Genomic DNA, 16,538 nt, shown 5'->3' with positions numbered 1-16,538 from the left:
CCACCACCCACCAGGAGGAATCACATGCGAAAGTTCCGCAACATCGCGGCGGCCGGTCTCGCCGCCGGAGCGCTGTTCGCCCTCACCGCCTGCAACAGCGGCACGCCGGGCGGCGGCGGCGATGCACCCGAACAGGACGTCGCCGAGGACGTCGCACTCGAGGGCAGCCCCACCTATGACGCCGCCGCGGAAGCCGGCACGATCACGATCGGCGTGAAGGAGGACCAGCCGGGTCTCGGCTACTTCGACGCCACGACGGGTGACCGCACCGGCTTCGATGTCGAGATCGCGCGCTGGATGGCTGCCGAGCTCGGCTTCGCCGAGGACGACATCGACTGGCAGGCGATTCCGTCGGCGAACCGCGAGCAGGCGCTCGTCAACGGCGACATCGACTTCTACGTCGGCACCTACTCGATCACGGACGAGCGCAAGGAGCAGATCGACTTCGCCGGACCGTACTTCTCGACGGGCCAGGGCCTGCTCGTCGGCGCCGACTCGGAGATCGAGTCCGACGCCGACCTCACCAGCGACGTCACCGTGTGCTCGGCGACCGGCTCGACGCCGATCCAGAACATCCGCGAGAACTACGACGCGGAGACCCGAGAGTTCGACACCTACACGGCGTGCGTCGACGCGCTCCTCGCGGGCACGGTCGACGCGGTCACGACCGACGAGCTGATCCTCATCGGATACGCGGCGGCCTATCCTGACCAGACGAAGATCGTCGGCGAGCCGTTCTCGGTCGAGAACTACGGCATCGGCGTGCCGAAGGGCGACGACGCGCTTCGCGGGTTCTTCAACGACACCCTCGAAGAGGGCGGCGACACCTGGACCGAGATCTTCGAGCAGGAGCTCGGCGACGCGGGCGTCGCGGCCGAGCAGCCCGAGGTCGACCGCTACTGATCGACGGATCCGTCGGATCCTGATGCGGTGGCCGGTCTCCCGGCCGGCCACCGCCCTCACACCACTCCTGAAGGAGGCGACGTGGACACCCTGATCGACAACCTCGATCTGTGGATCCCTGCTCTGGGGCGCACGGTTGTGCTGTTCTTCGCGAGCGCGGCGATGGCCCTCGTGCTCGGTGCGATCGTCGGCGCCATGCGCGTCTCGCCCGTACCGATCGCGCGCGCGGTCGGCACGGCCTATGTCAACCTCGTGCGCAACACGCCGCTGACGCTGATCTTCTTCTTCTTCGCGTTCGGCTTCCCGTCGCTTGCCATCGTCAGCCTCGACTTCACGACGCTCGCGATCCTGGCCCTCGGCTTCTACACGGCGACCTACGTCGCCGAAGCGCTGCGCGCCGGCATCAACACGGTTCCCGTGGGCCAGGCCGAGGCGGCCCGTGCGATCGGACTGCCGTTCGGCCAGGTGATGGGCTTCATCGTCCTGCCGCAGGCATTCCGCTCGATCGTGCCGCCCATGATGAGCGTGCTGATCGCCCTCCTGAAGAACACGACGATCGCGGCAGGCTTCTCCGTCGTCGAGCTGGGGTCGATGCGCGCGAACCTCTCCGAGCGCGGCGAGCCGGCCATGGCCGTCCTGCTGTGGATCGCGGCGTTCTTCGTGGCGCTCGTGCTGCTGCTCAGCTGGCTCCAGCGCACCCTCGAGACGCGATGGAAGGTGTACCGATGACCTCGGTTCTCTACGACGTCCCGGGCCCCAAGGCCGTCGCACGCAATCGCCTGGTCGGCGTCCTCACGGTCCTCGTCCTCCTGGCGCTGTTCGGCTGGCTGCTGTGGCGCTTCATCGACACAGGTCAGCTCACGGCGGAGAAGTGGTCGGCGTTCAGCTACAGCTACCTCTGGACCGACCAGATCCTGCCGGCGCTCGGAAAGACCCTCGGCGCCTTTCTCACTGCCGCGATCGGTTCGATCGTGTTCGCGTTCGTGCTCGCCGTGGGCCGGCTCTCCGATCATGTGTGGGTGCGCGTGCCGTTCATGGCCGTCACCGAGGTCTTCCGGGCGATCCCCGTGCTCATCTTCATGATGATCCTCTACTACGGCCTGCCGTCGGTCGGCGTGACGATGGACGCCTACTGGGCGGTCGTGCTCGCGCTGATCGCTTACAACGGTTCGGTCATCGCCGAGGCGATCCGCGCCGGCGTCGCGTCGCTTCCCACTGGACAGAGCGAAGCCGCCTACGCGATCGGGCTGCGCAAGTCGGGAGTCATGACGTTCGTGCTGATGCCGCAGGCCGTGCGCGTCATGCTGCCGGTGATTCTCGCGCAGCTGGTCGTGACACTGAAGGACACGGCACTCGGATCCCTCATCACGTACGACGAGCTGCTGTACGTCGCGAAGCTCATCGGCGGCAACCTGCAGACGGGGCGTCCGTACATCCCCGCGGCGATCGTCATCGGCGGCATCTACATCGCGCTCTGTCTGATCCTCTCGGCCGTCGTCCGCATGGTCGAGAAGCGCACGTACGCGTCGCCGAAGTCGCGCGCGATCGTCGACGACCCGCGGGCCCATGACGGCACGGTCACGGAGACTCTTGCGGCGCAGAAGGGGGCGGGGAAGTTCGACCCCGGCCACGCGCCCGGCCCGCACTGAGGGCGCGGCGCGCCGGCCGCGCCCCGTAAGATGATCTTTCGTGTCTGACGTTCCCGAGATCACTCCCCAGGGGGTGGAGGCCGCTGTCGCGGATGCGCTTGCCGCGGCCGCCGCAGCCCCCGATACCGCCGGCCTGAAGAAGGCGCGCGCCGCGCACCAGGGCGAGGGCAGCCCGCTCGCCGCGTACAACGCGCAGATGCGCCATGTGCCGAAGGAGCGCAAGGCCGAGTTCGGCAAGCTCATCGGACAGGCGCGCGGGCGCGTGAATGCGGCGTTCGCCACGCGCGAGGAGGAGCTCGCGGCCGCCGAGGTCGCGCGGCGGCTCGAGTCCGAGCGCGTCGACATCACCGCTGTCGCGAGCCGCACACGCACGGGCGCGCGCCATCCCATCAACCTGATGCAGGAGCACATCAGCGATGTGTTCGTCGGCATGGGGTGGGAGATCGCCGAGGGGCCGGAGCTCGAGCACGAGTGGTTCAACTTCGACGCGCTCAACCTCGATGAGGATCACCCGGCGCGCCAGCTCCAGGACACGTTCTTCGTGGATCCCGTCGAACGCCATCTCGTGATGCGCACGCAGACCAGCCCCGTGCAGATGCGTTCGATGCTCGACCGCGAGCTGCCGATCTACATCCTCGCGCCGGGCAAGGTCGCCCGCACGGACGAGTTCGATGCCACGCATCTGCCCGTCTTCACGCAGGCCGAGGGGCTCGTCGTCGACAAGGGCATCACGATGGCGCACCTGAAGGGCACGCTCGACCACATCGCGCGCCAGCTCTTCGGCGCCGAAGCCGAGACGCGCATGCGCGTGAACTACTTTCCGTTCACCGAGCCGAGCGCTGAATTCGATCTCTGGCACCCGACATTCACGGGCGGCGCACGCTGGATCGAGTGGGGCGGCTGCGGCATGGTCAATCCCAACGTGCTGCGGGCGGCGGGGATCGATCCCGAGGTGTACAGCGGATTCGCCTTCGGAATCGGGATCGAGCGGGCACTGATGTTCCGCAGCGATGTACAGGACATGCGCGACATGGCCGAGGGCGATGTCCGCTTCAGCGAGCAGTTCGGGATGGTGGTGTGATGCGCGTCCCGCTTTCGTGGCTGCGTGAGTTCGTCGAGGTTCCTGCGGATGCGACGACCGATGACGTCTTCGCGTCGCTCGTGTCGGTCGGATTCGAGGAGGAGGAGGCCCTCGGCTTCGACGTGACGGGGCCCGTCGTCGTCGGCCAGGTGCTCTCGTTCGAGATCGAGCCGCAGAAGAACGGCAAGAACATCCGCTGGTGTCAGGTCGACGTCGGCGAGGCGCACGGCGGCGTGCGCGGGATCATCTGCGGCGCCCAGAACTTCCATCCGGGCGACAAGGTCGTCGTGTCCCTGCCCGGCGCGGTGCTGCCGGGGCCGTTCCCCATCTCGGCGCGTCAGACCTATGGGCACGTCTCCGACGGCATGATCGCGTCGGCGAAGGAGCTCGGGCTCGGCGACGACCACGACGGCATCATCCGCCTGGCGGAGTGGGGCCTCGACCCGGCCGTCGGCGCCGACGCGATCGATCTCCTCTGCCTCGACGACGTCGCGGTCGACGTCAACGTCACACCAGACCGCGGCTACGCACTGTCGATCCGCGGCCTCGCCCGGGAGTACGCGCTCGCGACCGGCGCGGCGTTCACGGATCCGGCGGGCCGTCAGGCCGGCGACATCGAGTCGGGCACGGGATTCCCGCTCGCCGTCGTCGACGACAACCCGATCCGCGGCAATGCGGGCGTCACCGAGTTCGTCGTGCGCACGGTGAACGGCGTCGACCCCTCGCGTCCGACGCCGGCCTGGATGACCGCGCGCCTGCAGCTCGCTGGCATCCGCCCGCTGGGCCTCCTGATCGACATCACGAACTACGTGATGCTCGAGCTCGGGAATCCGATCCACGGCTACGACGCCGACCGTCTCGCCGGCGGCATCACCGTGCGACGCGCGGACACGGGCGAGAAGCTCACGACACTCGACGGTGTCGAGCGCACCCTGAGCGACGAGGACCTCCTCATCACCGACGACTCGGGGCCCATCGGTCTCGCGGGTGTCATGGGCGGCCAGACGACGGAGCTCGGCGGCGACACGACGAACGTCGTCGTCGAAGCGGCGGTGTTCGACCCGGTGTCGATCGCGCGCACGGCACGCCGGCACCGGCTGCCGAGCGAGGCGTCGAAGCGCTACGAGCGCGGGGTGGATCCGCAGATCCCCTTCGCCGCCGCACAGCGCGTCGTCGACCTGATGGTCGAGCTCGCCGGCGGATCGGCGGGGGAGGCGGGGGCGTCGCTCGGGCACGTGCACGAGTCCGTGCGCATCGAGCTGCCCGCCGGCTTCGTGCCGGGTCTCATCGGCGTCGACTACCCGCCGGAGCGCATCGCCGAGGCGCTCACGCTCATCGGCTGCGCGGTCGCGGCGACGGTACCCGGATTCTCGGTCGAGACGCCGTCCTGGCGCCCCGACCTCACCGACAAGTGGACCCTCGCCGAGGAGGTCGCGCGCGTCGACGGCCTCGACAAGGTGCCGTCGATTCTGCCGAACCCGCCGTCGGGGCGCGGCTACACGCCCGCGCAGCAGGCGCGCCGTCGGGTCTCGAATGCGCTCGCCGCGTCCGGCCTCGTCGAGATCATCTCGTTCCCCTTCGCGACCGAGCAGCAGAACGACCTGCACGGATCCGCTTCCGGCTTCCGTCTGCCGGCCGTGAAGCTCGCGAATGCGCTCGATGCCAGCACGCCGTTCCTCCGTCGCACGCTCGTGCCGGGGCTCATGAAGGCCGCGCACCGCAACCTGTCGCGCGGATCCACCGATCTCTCGCTCTTCGAGGTGGGCAGCGTGTTCCTGCCGGAGGAGGGCGTCACCTACGGCACGGATGCCAATCCGCCGCGCGGCGAGAAGCCATCGGACGACGTGCTGGCCCAGCTTGACGCCGCGATCCCGCCGCAGCCCCGCCACGTCGCGATGCTGTTCGCGGGCGATGTCGCGCCGAAGCAACCCGGTCGCCCGGCAGAGCCGGCGGGGCTCGAGACCGCTCTCGACGCGATCCGCGTGGTCGGCGGCGCCGCGGGCGTCCGCATCGACGTCGTCCAGGGCGAGCGCGCCGCTCTCCACCCGGGGCGCACGGGCGTGCTGACCATTGCAGGCGAGCCGGTGGGCTACGTCGGGGAGCTGCACCCCGAGGTGTCGTCCGAGGCCGATCTCACCGGTCGCGTCACGGTCGCCGAGCTCGACCTCGACCGCGTCGTAGCCCTCGCCAGCGATCGCGTGACGGTCTCGTCGCTCGCGACATTCCCGGCTGCGACGCAGGACGTGTCGCTCGTGCTGTCCGCAGACGTCCCGGCAGGCGACGTGCGCGCAGCGCTGGTCGAGGGGGCAGGGGTGCTCCTCGAGACCACGCGCCTCGTCGACGACTACCGCGGCACGGGCATCGAGGACGGGGCGAAGTCGCTGACGTTCGCGCTGCGCTTCCGCGCGGACGACCGCACGCTGACCGCGGCCGAGGCCACCGAGGCGAAGATGGCGGGCGTCCAGGTCGCCGAGCGGCGCTTCGGCGCGAAGATCCGCGACTGACGATCCGATCGACGACGTCGAACCCGACGAGGGGCGCCGCATTCGGCGCGCCACGTCGGGTTCGACGTCGTCGCGTCGTGCTACGCTCGCGGCATGACCGCGCCTGCGATGGATTCGACGCTCGCTCCGAGCGTCTCCGTGCTGCGCCTGCGCGTCCGCCGACTCTCGGCGGGTCGCTGCAGCCTGCGTGCCTGACGGCGCGTGAGCGGCCCGCCGTCCCGGAAGCCGTTCACGAGTCAATAAGGTAGAAGTCATGACGTATTCGGTCGCCGTCTCCGGTGCCTCCGGCTATGCGGGCGGCGAGGTCCTCCGCCTGCTCGCCGGGCATCCCGATATCGAGATCCGCACGGTCACCGCGCACTCGAGTGCGGGCGATCCGCTCATCGCGCATCAGCCCCACCTGCGGTCGCTGCGCGACCTCGTCCTCCAGCCCACGACGCCCGAGGTCCTCGCGGGGCACGACATCGTGGTTCTGGCGCTGCCGCACGGCCAGTCGGGCCAGTACACCGACGCGCTCGGCGACGCGAGCCTCGTGATCGACGCGGGCGCCGACCACCGCCTCACCAGCGAGGCCGACTGGAACGCGTTCTACGGCGGATCCTTCCACGAGCCGTGGACGTACGGGGTCCCCGAGCTGATCACGGCGACGGGCCGGCAACGCGACCGCCTCGTCGGTGCGACGCGCATCGCTGCGCCGGGCTGCAACGCCTCGACGGTGTCGCTCAGCATGGCGCCCGGCGTCGCGGCGGGCGTCATCGACGCGTCCGATGTCGTCAGCGTCCTCGCGGTGGGGCCTTCCGGCGCAGGCAAGGCTCTCAAAACCCATCTGCTCGGGGCGGAGCTCATGGGAACGGCGTCCCCATACGCAGTCGGCGGGACGCACCGTCACATCCCCGAGATCCAGCAGGCCCTGCGCCAGGCAGGCGCGTCGGATCCGCGCATCTCGTTCACGCCTGTGCTCGTGCCGATGGCGCGCGGGATCCTCGCGACGACGTCCGCGCCGATCGCCGGCGATGCGTCCGATTCCGAGATCCGAGAGGCGTGGGAGTCCGCCTACGGCGACGAGACGTTCGTGCAGCTGCTGCCAGAAGGGCAGATGCCGCGCACGGCGGACGTCCTGGGGGCCAACACCGCACTCATCGGTCTGGCGATCGATCGCGCCGCGAACCGCGTCGTCGTCGTGACGGCTGTCGACAATCTCGCGAAGGGCACGGCCGGGGCGGCCGTCCAATCGATGAACATCGCGCTCGGTCTTCCTGAGGACCGCGCGCTGACCGTGAATGGAGTGGCGCCGTGAGCGTGACCGCACCGAAGGGCTTCGAGGCGGCGGGCGTCGCTGCGGGCCTCAAGAGCACCGGCCGGCCCGACGTGGCCGTCGTCGTCAACCGTGGACCGCACAAGGCAGGTGCCGCCGTCTTCACGTCGAACCGCGCGAAGGCCAACCCGATCATGTGGTCCGAGCAGGTGATTGCGGACGGCCGCGTCGAGGCCGTCGTGCTCAACTCCGGCGGAGCGAACTGCTTCACGGGATCCTTCGGATTCCAGACGGCGCACGCGACGGCTGAGCGAGCGGCCGAGCTGCTCGACGTGAGCGCCGTCGACGTCATCGTCTGCTCGACGGGACTCATCGGCATCGGCGACGATGTGTTCCGCCAGAAGGTGCTGAGCGGCACGGAAGACGCGATCGGCGCGCTGTCGGCCGAGGGCGGCGACGACGCGGCCGCCGCGATCATGACGACCGACTCGGTCCCGAAGACCGCGGTCCGCTCGCGGAGCGGCTGGACGATCGGCGGCATCGCGAAGGGCGCGGGAATGCTCGCGCCCGGCCTCGCGACGATGCTCGTCGTCGTCACGACCGACGCCGAGCTGAGCCCCGATCAGGCCGACGCACACCTTCGCGCGGCGACGCGCATGAGCTTCGACCGCCTCGACTCCGATGGTGCGATGTCGACGAACGATCAGGTCACGCTCCTCGCGAGCGGGGCGTCGGGAATCGTCCCCGACGCGGCCGAGTTCGAGCACGAGCTCACGGAGCTCTGCCTCGACCTCGCCGCGCAGCTCATGCGCGACGCCGAGGGAGCGAGTCACGACATCCGCATCGAGGTCCTCCACGCCGCGACCGAGGAGGAGGCCCTCGAGGTCGGCCGCTCCGTCGCGCGAAACAATCTCTTCAAGACCGCGATCTTCGGGAACGACCCCAACTGGGGGCGCGTGCTGGCGGCCATCGGCACGACATCCGCGCAGTTCGATCCGTACGACGTCGACGTGACGATGAACGGCGTGCGTGTCTGCACGAAGGGCGGACCCGACCGTCCGCGCGAAGAGGTGGACCTCGCCCCGCGCGACACCCACGTGGTCATCGACCTGCTTCAGGGCGAGGCGACGGCGACGATCATGACCAACGACCTCACGCACGCCTACGTTCACGAGAACAGCGCATACTCCTCATGACACCTCCTATCGACTTGCAGCAGACGAGCGCAGAGGAGGCCGAGTTCAAGGCCTCCACGCTCATCGAATCGCTGCCCTGGCTGAAGCAGTACCGCGACCAGATCGTCGTCGTGAAGTACGGCGGCAACGCGATGATCTCGGAGGAGCTGCAGGACGCCTTCGCCGAGGACATCGCCTACCTCCGCTACGTCGGCATCAAGCCGGTCGTCGTGCACGGCGGCGGCCCGCAGATCTCGAACATGCTCGATCGCCTCGCGATCCCGAGCGAGTTCAAGGGCGGGTACCGCGTCACGTCGACCGAGGCGATCAGCGTCGTGCGCATGGTCCTGACGGGCCAGATCAATCCGCAGCTCGTCGCCAAGATCAACTCGCACGGCCCCTTCGCGGTCGGTCTCTCCGGAGAGGACGCCGCGCTCTTCGGCGGCCGCCGTCGCGGAGTCATGATCGATGGCGTCGAAGAGAGCCTCGGGCGCGTCGGCAACGTCGAGAAGGTGGATCCGACTCCGGTCCTCGATCACCTGCGCGCGGACAGGATTCCGGTGATCGCGGGCGTCGCACCCGACCTCGACAACCCAGGGCACACGCTCAACATCAACGCGGACGCCGCGGCCAGCGCTCTCGCTCGCTCCCTGGGGGCGAAGAAGCTCGTCGTCCTCACCGACGTGCCCGGCCTCTACGCCGACTGGCCCAATCGCGATTCGCTCGTCTCGCACCTCACATCGTCCGAGCTGCGCGAGCTCATGCCGAAGCTCGAGTCGGGCATGATCCCCAAGATGCAGGCCTGCCTGGATGCCGTCGACGGCGGCGTCCAGAAGGCATCGATCATCGACGGTCGCGTGCCGCACTCGGTGCTCGTCGAACTGTTCACCAGCAACGGAATCGGAACGGAGGTCGTGGCAGCATGACGAGCGACTGGAACGACGCGGCGACGCGCGACCTGATGAGCGTCGGCGGACGTCTCGCGAATCTCGTACGGGGCGAGGGATCTCACGTCTGGGACGATGAGGGCACCCGCTACCTCGACTTCCTGGGCGGCATCGCCGTCAACTGCCTGGGCCACGCGCACCCCGCGTTCGTGCGCGCCGTCGAGCAGCAGGCGGGCGTGCTCGCGCACGTGTCCAACTACTTCGCGACGCCGCAGCAGCTGGAGCTCGCGGCGCGTCTCAAGCGACTCGCCGGCACGGGAGAGTCGGGGCGGGTGTTCCTCGCGAACTCGGGAACCGAGGCCAACGAGACGGCGATCAAACTCGCGCGGCTGCACGCGAAGAAGACGGGCGCCGGTACGATCCTCTGCCTCGAGGGCGCGTTCCACGGGCGCTCGACGGGCGCGCTCGCGATCACGCCGAAGGCGGCCTACCAGGATCCCTTCGCCCCGCTGATGCCGGGCGTGCGGGCGATCGCTCCGACGATCGAGGCCCTCGAGGCCGCTTTCGACGCGGGCGACATCGCCGCGATGTTCCTCGAGCCCATCCAGGGCGAGGCCGGTGTCGTCGAGCTGCCAGAGGGCTTCGTCGCTCGGGCCCGCGCACTCACGGAGCACCACGGATCCCTCCTCATCATCGACGAGGTCCAGACGGGGTCCGGTCGGACGGGGGAGTGGTTCGGCTTCCAGCGCGAGGGGATCACGCCGGACGCGATCACGCTGGCGAAGGGGGTGGCGGGCGGCTTCCCTGTCGGCGCCCTCATCACGTTCGGCGAGGCGAGCGAGCTGTTCTCGCCCGGCACGCACAACTCGACGTTCGGCGGCAACCCGCTCGCGAGCGCTGTCGCGAACGCGGTGCTCGATCACATCGAGCGAGGGGACCTCCTCGCGAACGTCACGCGCCGCGGCGCCGAGCTGCGCGAGGGCGTCAGCGCGCTCCCGCTCGTGTCGGGCACGCGCGGAGCGGGCCTCCTCATCGGCATCGAGCTGGCGCATCCGGTGGCGGCCGACGTCGCACGCGAGGCGATGTCGCGCGGCCTCATCATCAACGCCCCGACCGCGGACGTCATCCGCATCGCGCCGGCATACACGATCGGCGAGCCCGAGATCACCGAGTTCCTCGACCTCTTCGGCCAGGCGCTCGCCGCCGTCGCCGAGAACCAGACTGTGGAGGCCACCGCATGACCCGTCACTTCCTGCGCGACGACAGCATCACGCCTGCCGAGCAGTCCGAGATCCTCGATCTCGCGGCCGAGCTCAAGGCCGATCGCTGGAAGGACAAGTCGCTCGAGGGCCCGCAGACGGTCGCCGTCATCTTCGATAAGTCGTCGACGCGCACCCGGGTGTCGTTCGCAGTCGGCATCGCCGACCTCGGCGGATCCCCCCTCATCATCTCGACGGCGAACAGCCAGCTCGGCGGCAAGGAGACACCGGCCGACACGGCGCGCGTTCTCGAGCGCCAGGTCTCGGCGATCGTCTGGCGCACCTATGCGCAGGAGGGGCTCGAGCAGATGGCCGAGGGCACGACCGTCCCGGTCGTCAACGCGCTGAGCGATGACTTCCACCCCTGCCAGCTGCTCGCCGACATCCTCACGATCCGCGAGCACAAGGGCGCCACGCAGGGTCTGACGATGTCGTTCTACGGCGACGGACGCAGCAACATGGCGCACTCGTACGTCCTCTCGGGCGTCATGGCCGGAATGCACGTGCGCGTCGCGAGCCCCGAGGCGTATGCGCCGCGCGCCGACATCGTCGACGACGCGGCCCGCATCGCCGCGGAGACGGGTGGATCCCTCACCCTGATGACCGACCCGTTCGAGGCCGCTGCGGGCGCCGACGTCATGGTCACAGACACGTGGGTGTCGATGGGCAAGGAGGAGGAGAAGCTCGAGCGCCTCCGCGACCTCGGCGAGTACAAGGTGACGACCGAGGTGATGGGGCTCGCGAAGAGCGACGCGATCTTCATCCACTGCCTCCCCGCGGATCGCGGCTTCGAGGTCGACGCCGAGGTCATCGACGGCCCGCAGAGTGTGATCTGGGACGAGGCCGAGAACCGTCTCCACGCGCAGAAGGCGCTGCTGGTGTGGCTGCTGCGGCAGCAGGCGGCGTAAGCGCCGACTCGTCTTCTCGTCGGGCGCGGCTCGACGAACCCGGCCGCGAGCCCGGCGTCGATCTGGCGCGCGGGCTCGCGGTCTTCGGCATGTTCGCGGCGCACGTCGTCGTGACGCCCGACGCGTTCCGCGGGGCGGATCCCTCGACGTGGCTCGCGGCCGTCCACGGCAATTCGTCGATCCTGTTCGCGACGCTCGCGGGCGTCTCGCTCGCGCTCGTGACGGGCGGATCCGAACCGATCGCGGGAGCCCGGCTGCGAACCGCGCGGCAGCGGATCGCGATCCGCGCGGCGCTCATCTTGGTGATCGGCGTCGTCCTGTGGCTTCTCCCGGCGCCGGTGTACGTGATCCTTCCCGCCTATGCGATCCTCTTCGTCATCGCGCTGCCCCTGCTGCGCTGGCGACCGCTGCCGCTCCTCGCCCTCGCCGCGGGCGTGGCTGCGGTGTCGCCGTTCCTCGTCCAGCGCGTGGACGGGTGGTCATTCTGGACGTCGGAATCGGGCCGCGTCGTCGCCGCTCTGTTCGGGTGGCACTACCCGTTCCTTGCATGGATTGCGTTCGTTCTGACCGGGCTCGCGCTCGTCCGCGCGGGGGGAGTGGGACCTGCCCGCGCGGCGATCGCGGGGGCGATCGGAGCCGCGGTCTCGTACGTCGGCTTCGGCATCATCGGCGCGGGGGCGTCTCCCGAATCGGCGCTGTCTGCTGAGCCCCATTCGACGGGGATGGGAGAGATCGTCGGGTCCGGTGGTCTCGCCGTCGTGGTCATCTGCGTGTGCGTGCTGGTCGGGCGGACGCCCGCGCGATGGCTCCTCTGGCCGATCCGCGCGGTGGGCTCCATGCCGCTCACGGCCTACACGGCCCAGCTCGTCGCGTGGAGCATCTGGATCTGGGTCGCGGAGAACGATGGCTCCGCCGTGAGCCGCCTGTACGACTTCCAGGAGGCGGATCCGTTCTGGCCCCTCGCGATCGGCACGATCGTCGCGTGCTCCGTCTGGGCCGCACTCCTCGGGCGCGGACCGCTCGAGGCGGCGATCGCGGGGGCCGCGCGGGCGGCGGTGCCGGGACCGGCTCCCACTCCCCGATAGGCTGACCGGGTGAGCACTTCCGAGCCCGAGACCCCCGCACACGGCACGAACGACGGCGCCCTCTGGGGCGGCCGATTCGCGTCCGGCCCGAGCCCCGCGCTCGAGGCCCTGAGCAAGTCGACGCACTTCGACTGGAAGCTCGCGCTCTACGACATCCGCGGATCTCACGCGCATGCGACGGCACTCGAGTCGGCCGGCTACCTCACGCCCGACGACGCGCAGCGCATGCACGACGGCCTCGACCGCCTGGCCGAGAAGGTGCGATCGGGTCAGCTCGCGCCGCGGGCGGAAGACGAGGACGTGCATGGCGCGATGGAGCAGATGCTCCTCGACGAGGTCGGCCCCGAGCTCGGCGGTCGCCTCCGCGCCGGTCGCAGCCGCAACGACCAGATCGCGACGTTCGTCCGCATGTATCTCATCGACCACGCCGAGATCGTCGCGCGCGAGCTCCTGCAGCTCGTCGATGCGCTCGTGGCTCAGGCGGAGGCGCACGAGCACGCGATCCTTCCGGGCCGCACCCACCTGCAGCACGCTCAGCCCGTTCTGCTCGCCCACCATCTCCAGGCGCACGCCTGGCCGATCGTCCGCGACCTCGAACGACTGCGCGACTGGCGCGTGCGCGCGGGGGTGTCGCCGTACGGCGGCGGCGCGCTCGCCGGATCCACGCTGGGGCTCGACCCCGCGCTCGTCGCGCGAGAGCTGGGCCTCGACCGCCCGGCCGAGAACTCCATGGACGCGACTGCCGCGCGCGACGTCATCGCCGAGTTCGCGTTCATCGCGGCGCAGATCGGCATCGACATCTCCCGCCTGTCCGAGGAGATCATCGTGTGGAATACGCGCGAGTTCGACTTCGTCACGCTCGACGACGGCTACTCCACGGGATCGAGCATCATGCCGCAGAAGAAGAATCCCGACATCGCCGAGCTCGCGCGCGGGAAGTCGGGGCGTCTGATCGGAAACCTCACGGGCCTGCTCGCCACGCTCAAGGCGCTCCCGCTCGCGTACAACCGCGACCTGCAGGAGGACAAGGAGCCGATCTTTGACTCCGTCGAGACGCTCGAGCTCGTGCTGCCGGCGTTCACCGGCATGGTCGCGACGATGCGCTTCCACACCGATCGGATGGCTCAGCTCGCTCCCGAGGGCTTCTCGCTCGCGACCGACGTCGCCGAGTGGCTCGTGAAGCAGGGCGTCCCCTTCCGCGACGCGCACGAGATCTCCGGTTCCCTCGTACGTGCGTGCGAACAGCGCGGAATCGGCCTCGAGGACGTCGACGACGCCCTCCTGTCGAGCGTGTCGGAGCATCTCACTCCTGGTGTCCGCGAGGTCCTCACGATCGAGGGGTCCGTCGCCTCGCGCTCGGGCGTCGGGGGCACCGCTCCCGATCGCGTCGCCGAGCAGCGCACAGAGCTGGTCGAGCGCGCGCAGTCGGCGTTCACCGCACTCACCGAGAAGTAGGATCGACAGTCATGACCGCACCTGCAGAAACGGCCGTGCAGGCGAACGACCCCAGTTTCGAGACGCTCTGGGATGAACTCGTCTGGCGCGGCCTGATCCACGTATCGACCGACGAAGGCGCGCTGCGCGAGCTGCTCGATGGGGATCCGATCGTGTATTACTGCGGGTTCGACCCGACGGCGCCGAGTCTGCACCTCGGCCACCTCGTCCAGCTGCTGACGATGCGGCGCATGCAGCTCGCCGGGCACCGACCGCTGGGGCTCGTCGGCGGCGCGACGGGGCTGATCGGCGACCCGCGTCCGACGTCCGAGCGCATGATGCAGACGAAGGAGACCGTCGCGGAGTGGGTCGCCGAGCTGCGCGGTCAGATCGAGCGCTTCCTGAGCTTCGAGGGCGACAACGCCGCGCGCATGACGAACAACCTCGACTGGACGTCGGGGCTGAGCGCGATCGACTTCCTGCGCGACGTCGGCAAGCACTACCGCGTCGGCACGATGCTCAAGAAGGACGCGGTGAGCGCGCGACTCAACTCCGACGCCGGCATCAGCTACACCGAGTTCAGCTACCAGCTGCTGCAGGGGATGGACTTCCTCGAGCAGTACCGACGCTACGACTGCGTCCTTCAGACCGGCGGATCCGACCAGTGGGGGAACCTCACGAGCGGCACGGATCTCATCCACCGCGTCGAGGGCGTGTCCGTGCATGCATTCGGCACGCCGCTGATCACGAACAGCGACGGCACGAAGTTCGGCAAGAGCGAGGGCAACGCGATCTGGCTCGATCCCGCGATGTGCAGCCCGTACGCGTTCTACCAGTTCTGGCTCAACACCGACGATCGCGACGTCGCCGAGCGCCTGAAGGTGTTCACGTTCCTCACACGCGACGAGATCAGCGAGTACGAGCGCCTCGTGCGCGACGAGCCCTTCCGGCGCGCGGCGCAGAAGCGCCTCGCCTTCGAGGTGACGGCCACGGCGCATGGAATCGACGCCACCAACAAGGCGATCGCGGCCTCTGAAGCGCTCTTCGGCAAGGGCGATCTGGCAGCGCTCGACGCCGCAACACTGCAGGCGGCGCTGGGCGAGCTGCCGAACGCGACGCTCGCAACGGGCACGTCCGTCATCGACGCGCTCGTGGCGACCGAGCTGGTCAGCTCCGCATCAGAAGCGCGCCGCGCCATCACGCAGGGCGGCGTCTCGGTGGACGGGGCGAAGGTCGCCTCCGACGACGAGAAGATCACCGGATCCCTGCCCGGCGGCGTCTCCGTGATCCGTCGCGGCAAGAAGTCGCTCGCGGGAGTCTTCCTCCGCTGAACGGCGCGCATCGACGGCGCCCTCGCACCCATCTCGGTGTGAGGGCGCCGTTGTGTCAGCGGATGCCTGGGATCTGGGCCTCCGAACGGATAGCCTCAGATCGGAGGGGAATCTCGATGAGTGATCAGCACCTGAGCAGTCCGCAGCGTCGATCGATGACGATGCCCTGGACCGACGTCAGTGCGGTCGCCGAGCAGGCGACGGATATCGCAGAGATGGATCCTGCGGCACGCGAGAGCGCTCTGCGGGGGATCGCGCAGCAGCAGCTCGCGGAGCACAGCGAGACCGGGGTGCGGAAAGCCGCCGAACGAGTCGGCCTCGATCCCGCTGCCGCGCAGATCGTCGAGGAATCGCAGAGCCTCGCGACGACCGAGGGGCGCGGTGAGGCGCTTCGCGAACTGGGTGTGCACGTCTCGGGTGGGCTCGCGGACCGGTACGGGGTGCATGACGAAGAGGCCGAGCGGCTGCTCGAGGCCTCGAAGGCGCTCCGCACGCCGGAGGGACGCGCTCAGGTGATGAGCCAGTACGTGAGCGAGCTCACGGGCGACCTCACCCTGCGTGCGTCTGACAGGTACGGGTCCCTCGCCGAGCGGCGCGAGGCGATCGAGAAGCTTCTCTCGACCGGGCCTGCGCGCAGCTCGCTCGAGAACCGGGCGGGCGTCGGACTCGTGGTCGGCTCCGTAGTCGCGCTCCTGGTGCTCATCGGCGTCCTGATCGGCGGTGTCGCGCTGCTGGACGCGCTGGCAGACGGGGGAGCGGACGCGACCGGGACCGTTATCGAAGACCTTGACGCGACACGCCCGGACGCGGCCTCGTTTGTGGCCACCCCGGGATCCGCGTAATGTAATCCCTTGTCGCCGCCAAGCGGTGAGGTTGAGTCGGAAGACTCCCCACCCCAGGCCGTGTGACACAAATCACAAGTTCTTCAGTTCGGATCCCCGGCTTCCAGTTGGGACTCAGGTTCGGGTCTGTAGGTTTGTGGCTTGTCTTCCTCGTTTCGAGTTCGTGAAGATCTCGGCACGGTCGGATGGCTTCTTCGGGAGCTACGGCGTGTCGGATTTGACAGC

14 protein-coding genes are annotated in these 16,538 nt (G+C 69.3%); all 14 read left to right on the top strand.

Annotation, left to right across the window (positions count from 1 at the left end):
* Positions 1 to 24: 24 nt before the first annotated feature.
* A complete protein-coding gene (locus KOL93_RS12060) occupies positions 25 to 903 on the top strand; it encodes a glutamate ABC transporter substrate-binding protein (protein ID WP_221585636.1) in 879 nt (292 codons plus the stop codon).
* A gap of 81 nt (positions 904 to 984) precedes the next feature.
* Positions 985 to 1,632 carry an amino acid ABC transporter permease gene (locus KOL93_RS12055; protein ID WP_221585635.1) on the top strand — a complete coding sequence of 216 codons (648 nt, stop codon included), beginning with the start codon at positions 985 to 987 and terminating at the stop codon, positions 1,630 to 1,632.
* Positions 1,629 to 2,552: an amino acid ABC transporter permease gene (locus KOL93_RS12050; RefSeq protein ID WP_221585634.1), complete on the top strand. Its 924-nt coding sequence runs from the start codon at positions 1,629 to 1,631 to the stop codon at positions 2,550 to 2,552. Before KOL93_RS12055 ends, KOL93_RS12050 begins: the two co-directional genes overlap by 4 nt.
* A 40-nt stretch (positions 2,553 to 2,592) precedes the next feature.
* Complete coding sequence (gene pheS, locus KOL93_RS12045) at positions 2,593 to 3,633, top strand: phenylalanine--tRNA ligase subunit alpha (RefSeq protein WP_221585633.1); 1,041 nt, start codon at positions 2,593 to 2,595, stop codon at positions 3,631 to 3,633.
* Positions 3,633 to 6,137, top strand: a complete 2,505-nt coding sequence (gene pheT, locus KOL93_RS12040; protein ID WP_221585632.1) for a phenylalanine--tRNA ligase subunit beta — start codon at positions 3,633 to 3,635, stop codon at positions 6,135 to 6,137. The genes pheS and pheT overlap by 1 nt, the downstream gene beginning before the upstream one ends.
* Positions 6,138 to 6,390: 253 nt before the next feature.
* Positions 6,391 to 7,434 carry an N-acetyl-gamma-glutamyl-phosphate reductase gene (argC, locus tag KOL93_RS12035; protein ID WP_221585631.1) on the top strand — a complete coding sequence of 348 codons (1,044 nt, stop codon included), beginning with the start codon at positions 6,391 to 6,393 and terminating at the stop codon, positions 7,432 to 7,434.
* Positions 7,431 to 8,588, top strand: a complete 1,158-nt coding sequence (argJ, locus tag KOL93_RS12030) for a bifunctional glutamate N-acetyltransferase/amino-acid acetyltransferase ArgJ (RefSeq protein ID WP_221585630.1) — start codon at positions 7,431 to 7,433, stop codon at positions 8,586 to 8,588. The genes argC and argJ overlap by 4 nt, the downstream gene beginning before the upstream one ends.
* Positions 8,585 to 9,493: an acetylglutamate kinase gene (argB, locus tag KOL93_RS12025; RefSeq protein WP_221585629.1), complete on the top strand. Its 909-nt coding sequence runs from the start codon at positions 8,585 to 8,587 to the stop codon at positions 9,491 to 9,493. Before argJ ends, argB begins: the two co-directional genes overlap by 4 nt.
* A complete protein-coding gene (locus KOL93_RS12020; protein ID WP_221585628.1) occupies positions 9,490 to 10,695 on the top strand; it encodes an acetylornithine transaminase in 1,206 nt (401 codons plus the stop codon). The genes argB and KOL93_RS12020 overlap by 4 nt, the downstream gene beginning before the upstream one ends.
* Positions 10,692 to 11,621: an ornithine carbamoyltransferase gene (gene argF / locus KOL93_RS12015; RefSeq protein ID WP_221585627.1), complete on the top strand. Its 930-nt coding sequence runs from the start codon at positions 10,692 to 10,694 to the stop codon at positions 11,619 to 11,621. Before KOL93_RS12020 ends, argF begins: the two co-directional genes overlap by 4 nt.
* Entirely contained in the window at positions 11,594 to 12,706 is a 1,113-nt protein-coding gene (locus KOL93_RS12010) for a heparan-alpha-glucosaminide N-acetyltransferase domain-containing protein (protein ID WP_308291628.1), read from the top strand. Before argF ends, KOL93_RS12010 begins: the two co-directional genes overlap by 28 nt.
* A gap of 9 nt (positions 12,707 to 12,715) precedes the next feature.
* On the top strand, positions 12,716 to 14,161 hold the full coding sequence (gene argH, locus KOL93_RS12005) for an argininosuccinate lyase (RefSeq protein ID WP_221585626.1): 1,446 nt from the start codon (positions 12,716 to 12,718) through the stop codon (positions 14,159 to 14,161).
* Between the two features lie 11 nt (positions 14,162 to 14,172).
* Complete coding sequence (gene tyrS / locus KOL93_RS12000) at positions 14,173 to 15,471, top strand: tyrosine--tRNA ligase (protein WP_221585625.1); 1,299 nt, start codon at positions 14,173 to 14,175, stop codon at positions 15,469 to 15,471.
* A gap of 155 nt (positions 15,472 to 15,626) precedes the next feature.
* The gene (locus KOL93_RS11995) at positions 15,627 to 16,313 is read left to right on the top strand and encodes a hypothetical protein (protein WP_221585624.1); all 687 of its coding nucleotides are present in this window, start codon (positions 15,627 to 15,629) and stop codon (positions 16,311 to 16,313) included.
* The last annotated feature ends 225 nt before the right edge of the window (positions 16,314 to 16,538 follow it).

The sequence above is a fragment of the Microbacterium salitolerans genome, from assembly GCF_019720895.1.
Taxonomy (GTDB): Bacteria; Actinomycetota; Actinomycetes; order Actinomycetales; family Microbacteriaceae; genus Microbacterium.
The sequence above is the reverse complement of the archived record's forward strand: the minus strand, read 5'-3'. Positions and strand labels throughout refer to the sequence as shown.

What these genes read in the sequence shown, in the direction of transcription:
- KOL93_RS12060 (WP_221585636.1), top strand. Translation starts at nt 25, where the DNA reads ATGCGAAAGTTCCGCAACATCGCGGCGGCCGGTCTCGCCGCCGGAGCG.
- KOL93_RS12050 (WP_221585634.1), top strand. Translation starts at nt 1,629, where the DNA reads ATGACCTCGGTTCTCTACGACGTCCCGGGCCCCAAGGCCGTCGCACGC.
- pheT (WP_221585632.1), top strand. Translation starts at nt 3,633, where the DNA reads ATGCGCGTCCCGCTTTCGTGGCTGCGTGAGTTCGTCGAGGTTCCTGCG.
- argC (WP_221585631.1), top strand. Translation starts at nt 6,391, where the DNA reads ATGACGTATTCGGTCGCCGTCTCCGGTGCCTCCGGCTATGCGGGCGGC.
- argB (WP_221585629.1), top strand. Translation starts at nt 8,585, where the DNA reads ATGACACCTCCTATCGACTTGCAGCAGACGAGCGCAGAGGAGGCCGAG.
- KOL93_RS12020 (WP_221585628.1), top strand. Translation starts at nt 9,490, where the DNA reads ATGACGAGCGACTGGAACGACGCGGCGACGCGCGACCTGATGAGCGTC.
- argF (WP_221585627.1), top strand. Translation starts at nt 10,692, where the DNA reads ATGACCCGTCACTTCCTGCGCGACGACAGCATCACGCCTGCCGAGCAG.
- tyrS (WP_221585625.1), top strand. Translation starts at nt 14,173, where the DNA reads ATGACCGCACCTGCAGAAACGGCCGTGCAGGCGAACGACCCCAGTTTC.
- KOL93_RS11995 (WP_221585624.1), top strand. Translation starts at nt 15,627, where the DNA reads ATGACGATGCCCTGGACCGACGTCAGTGCGGTCGCCGAGCAGGCGACG.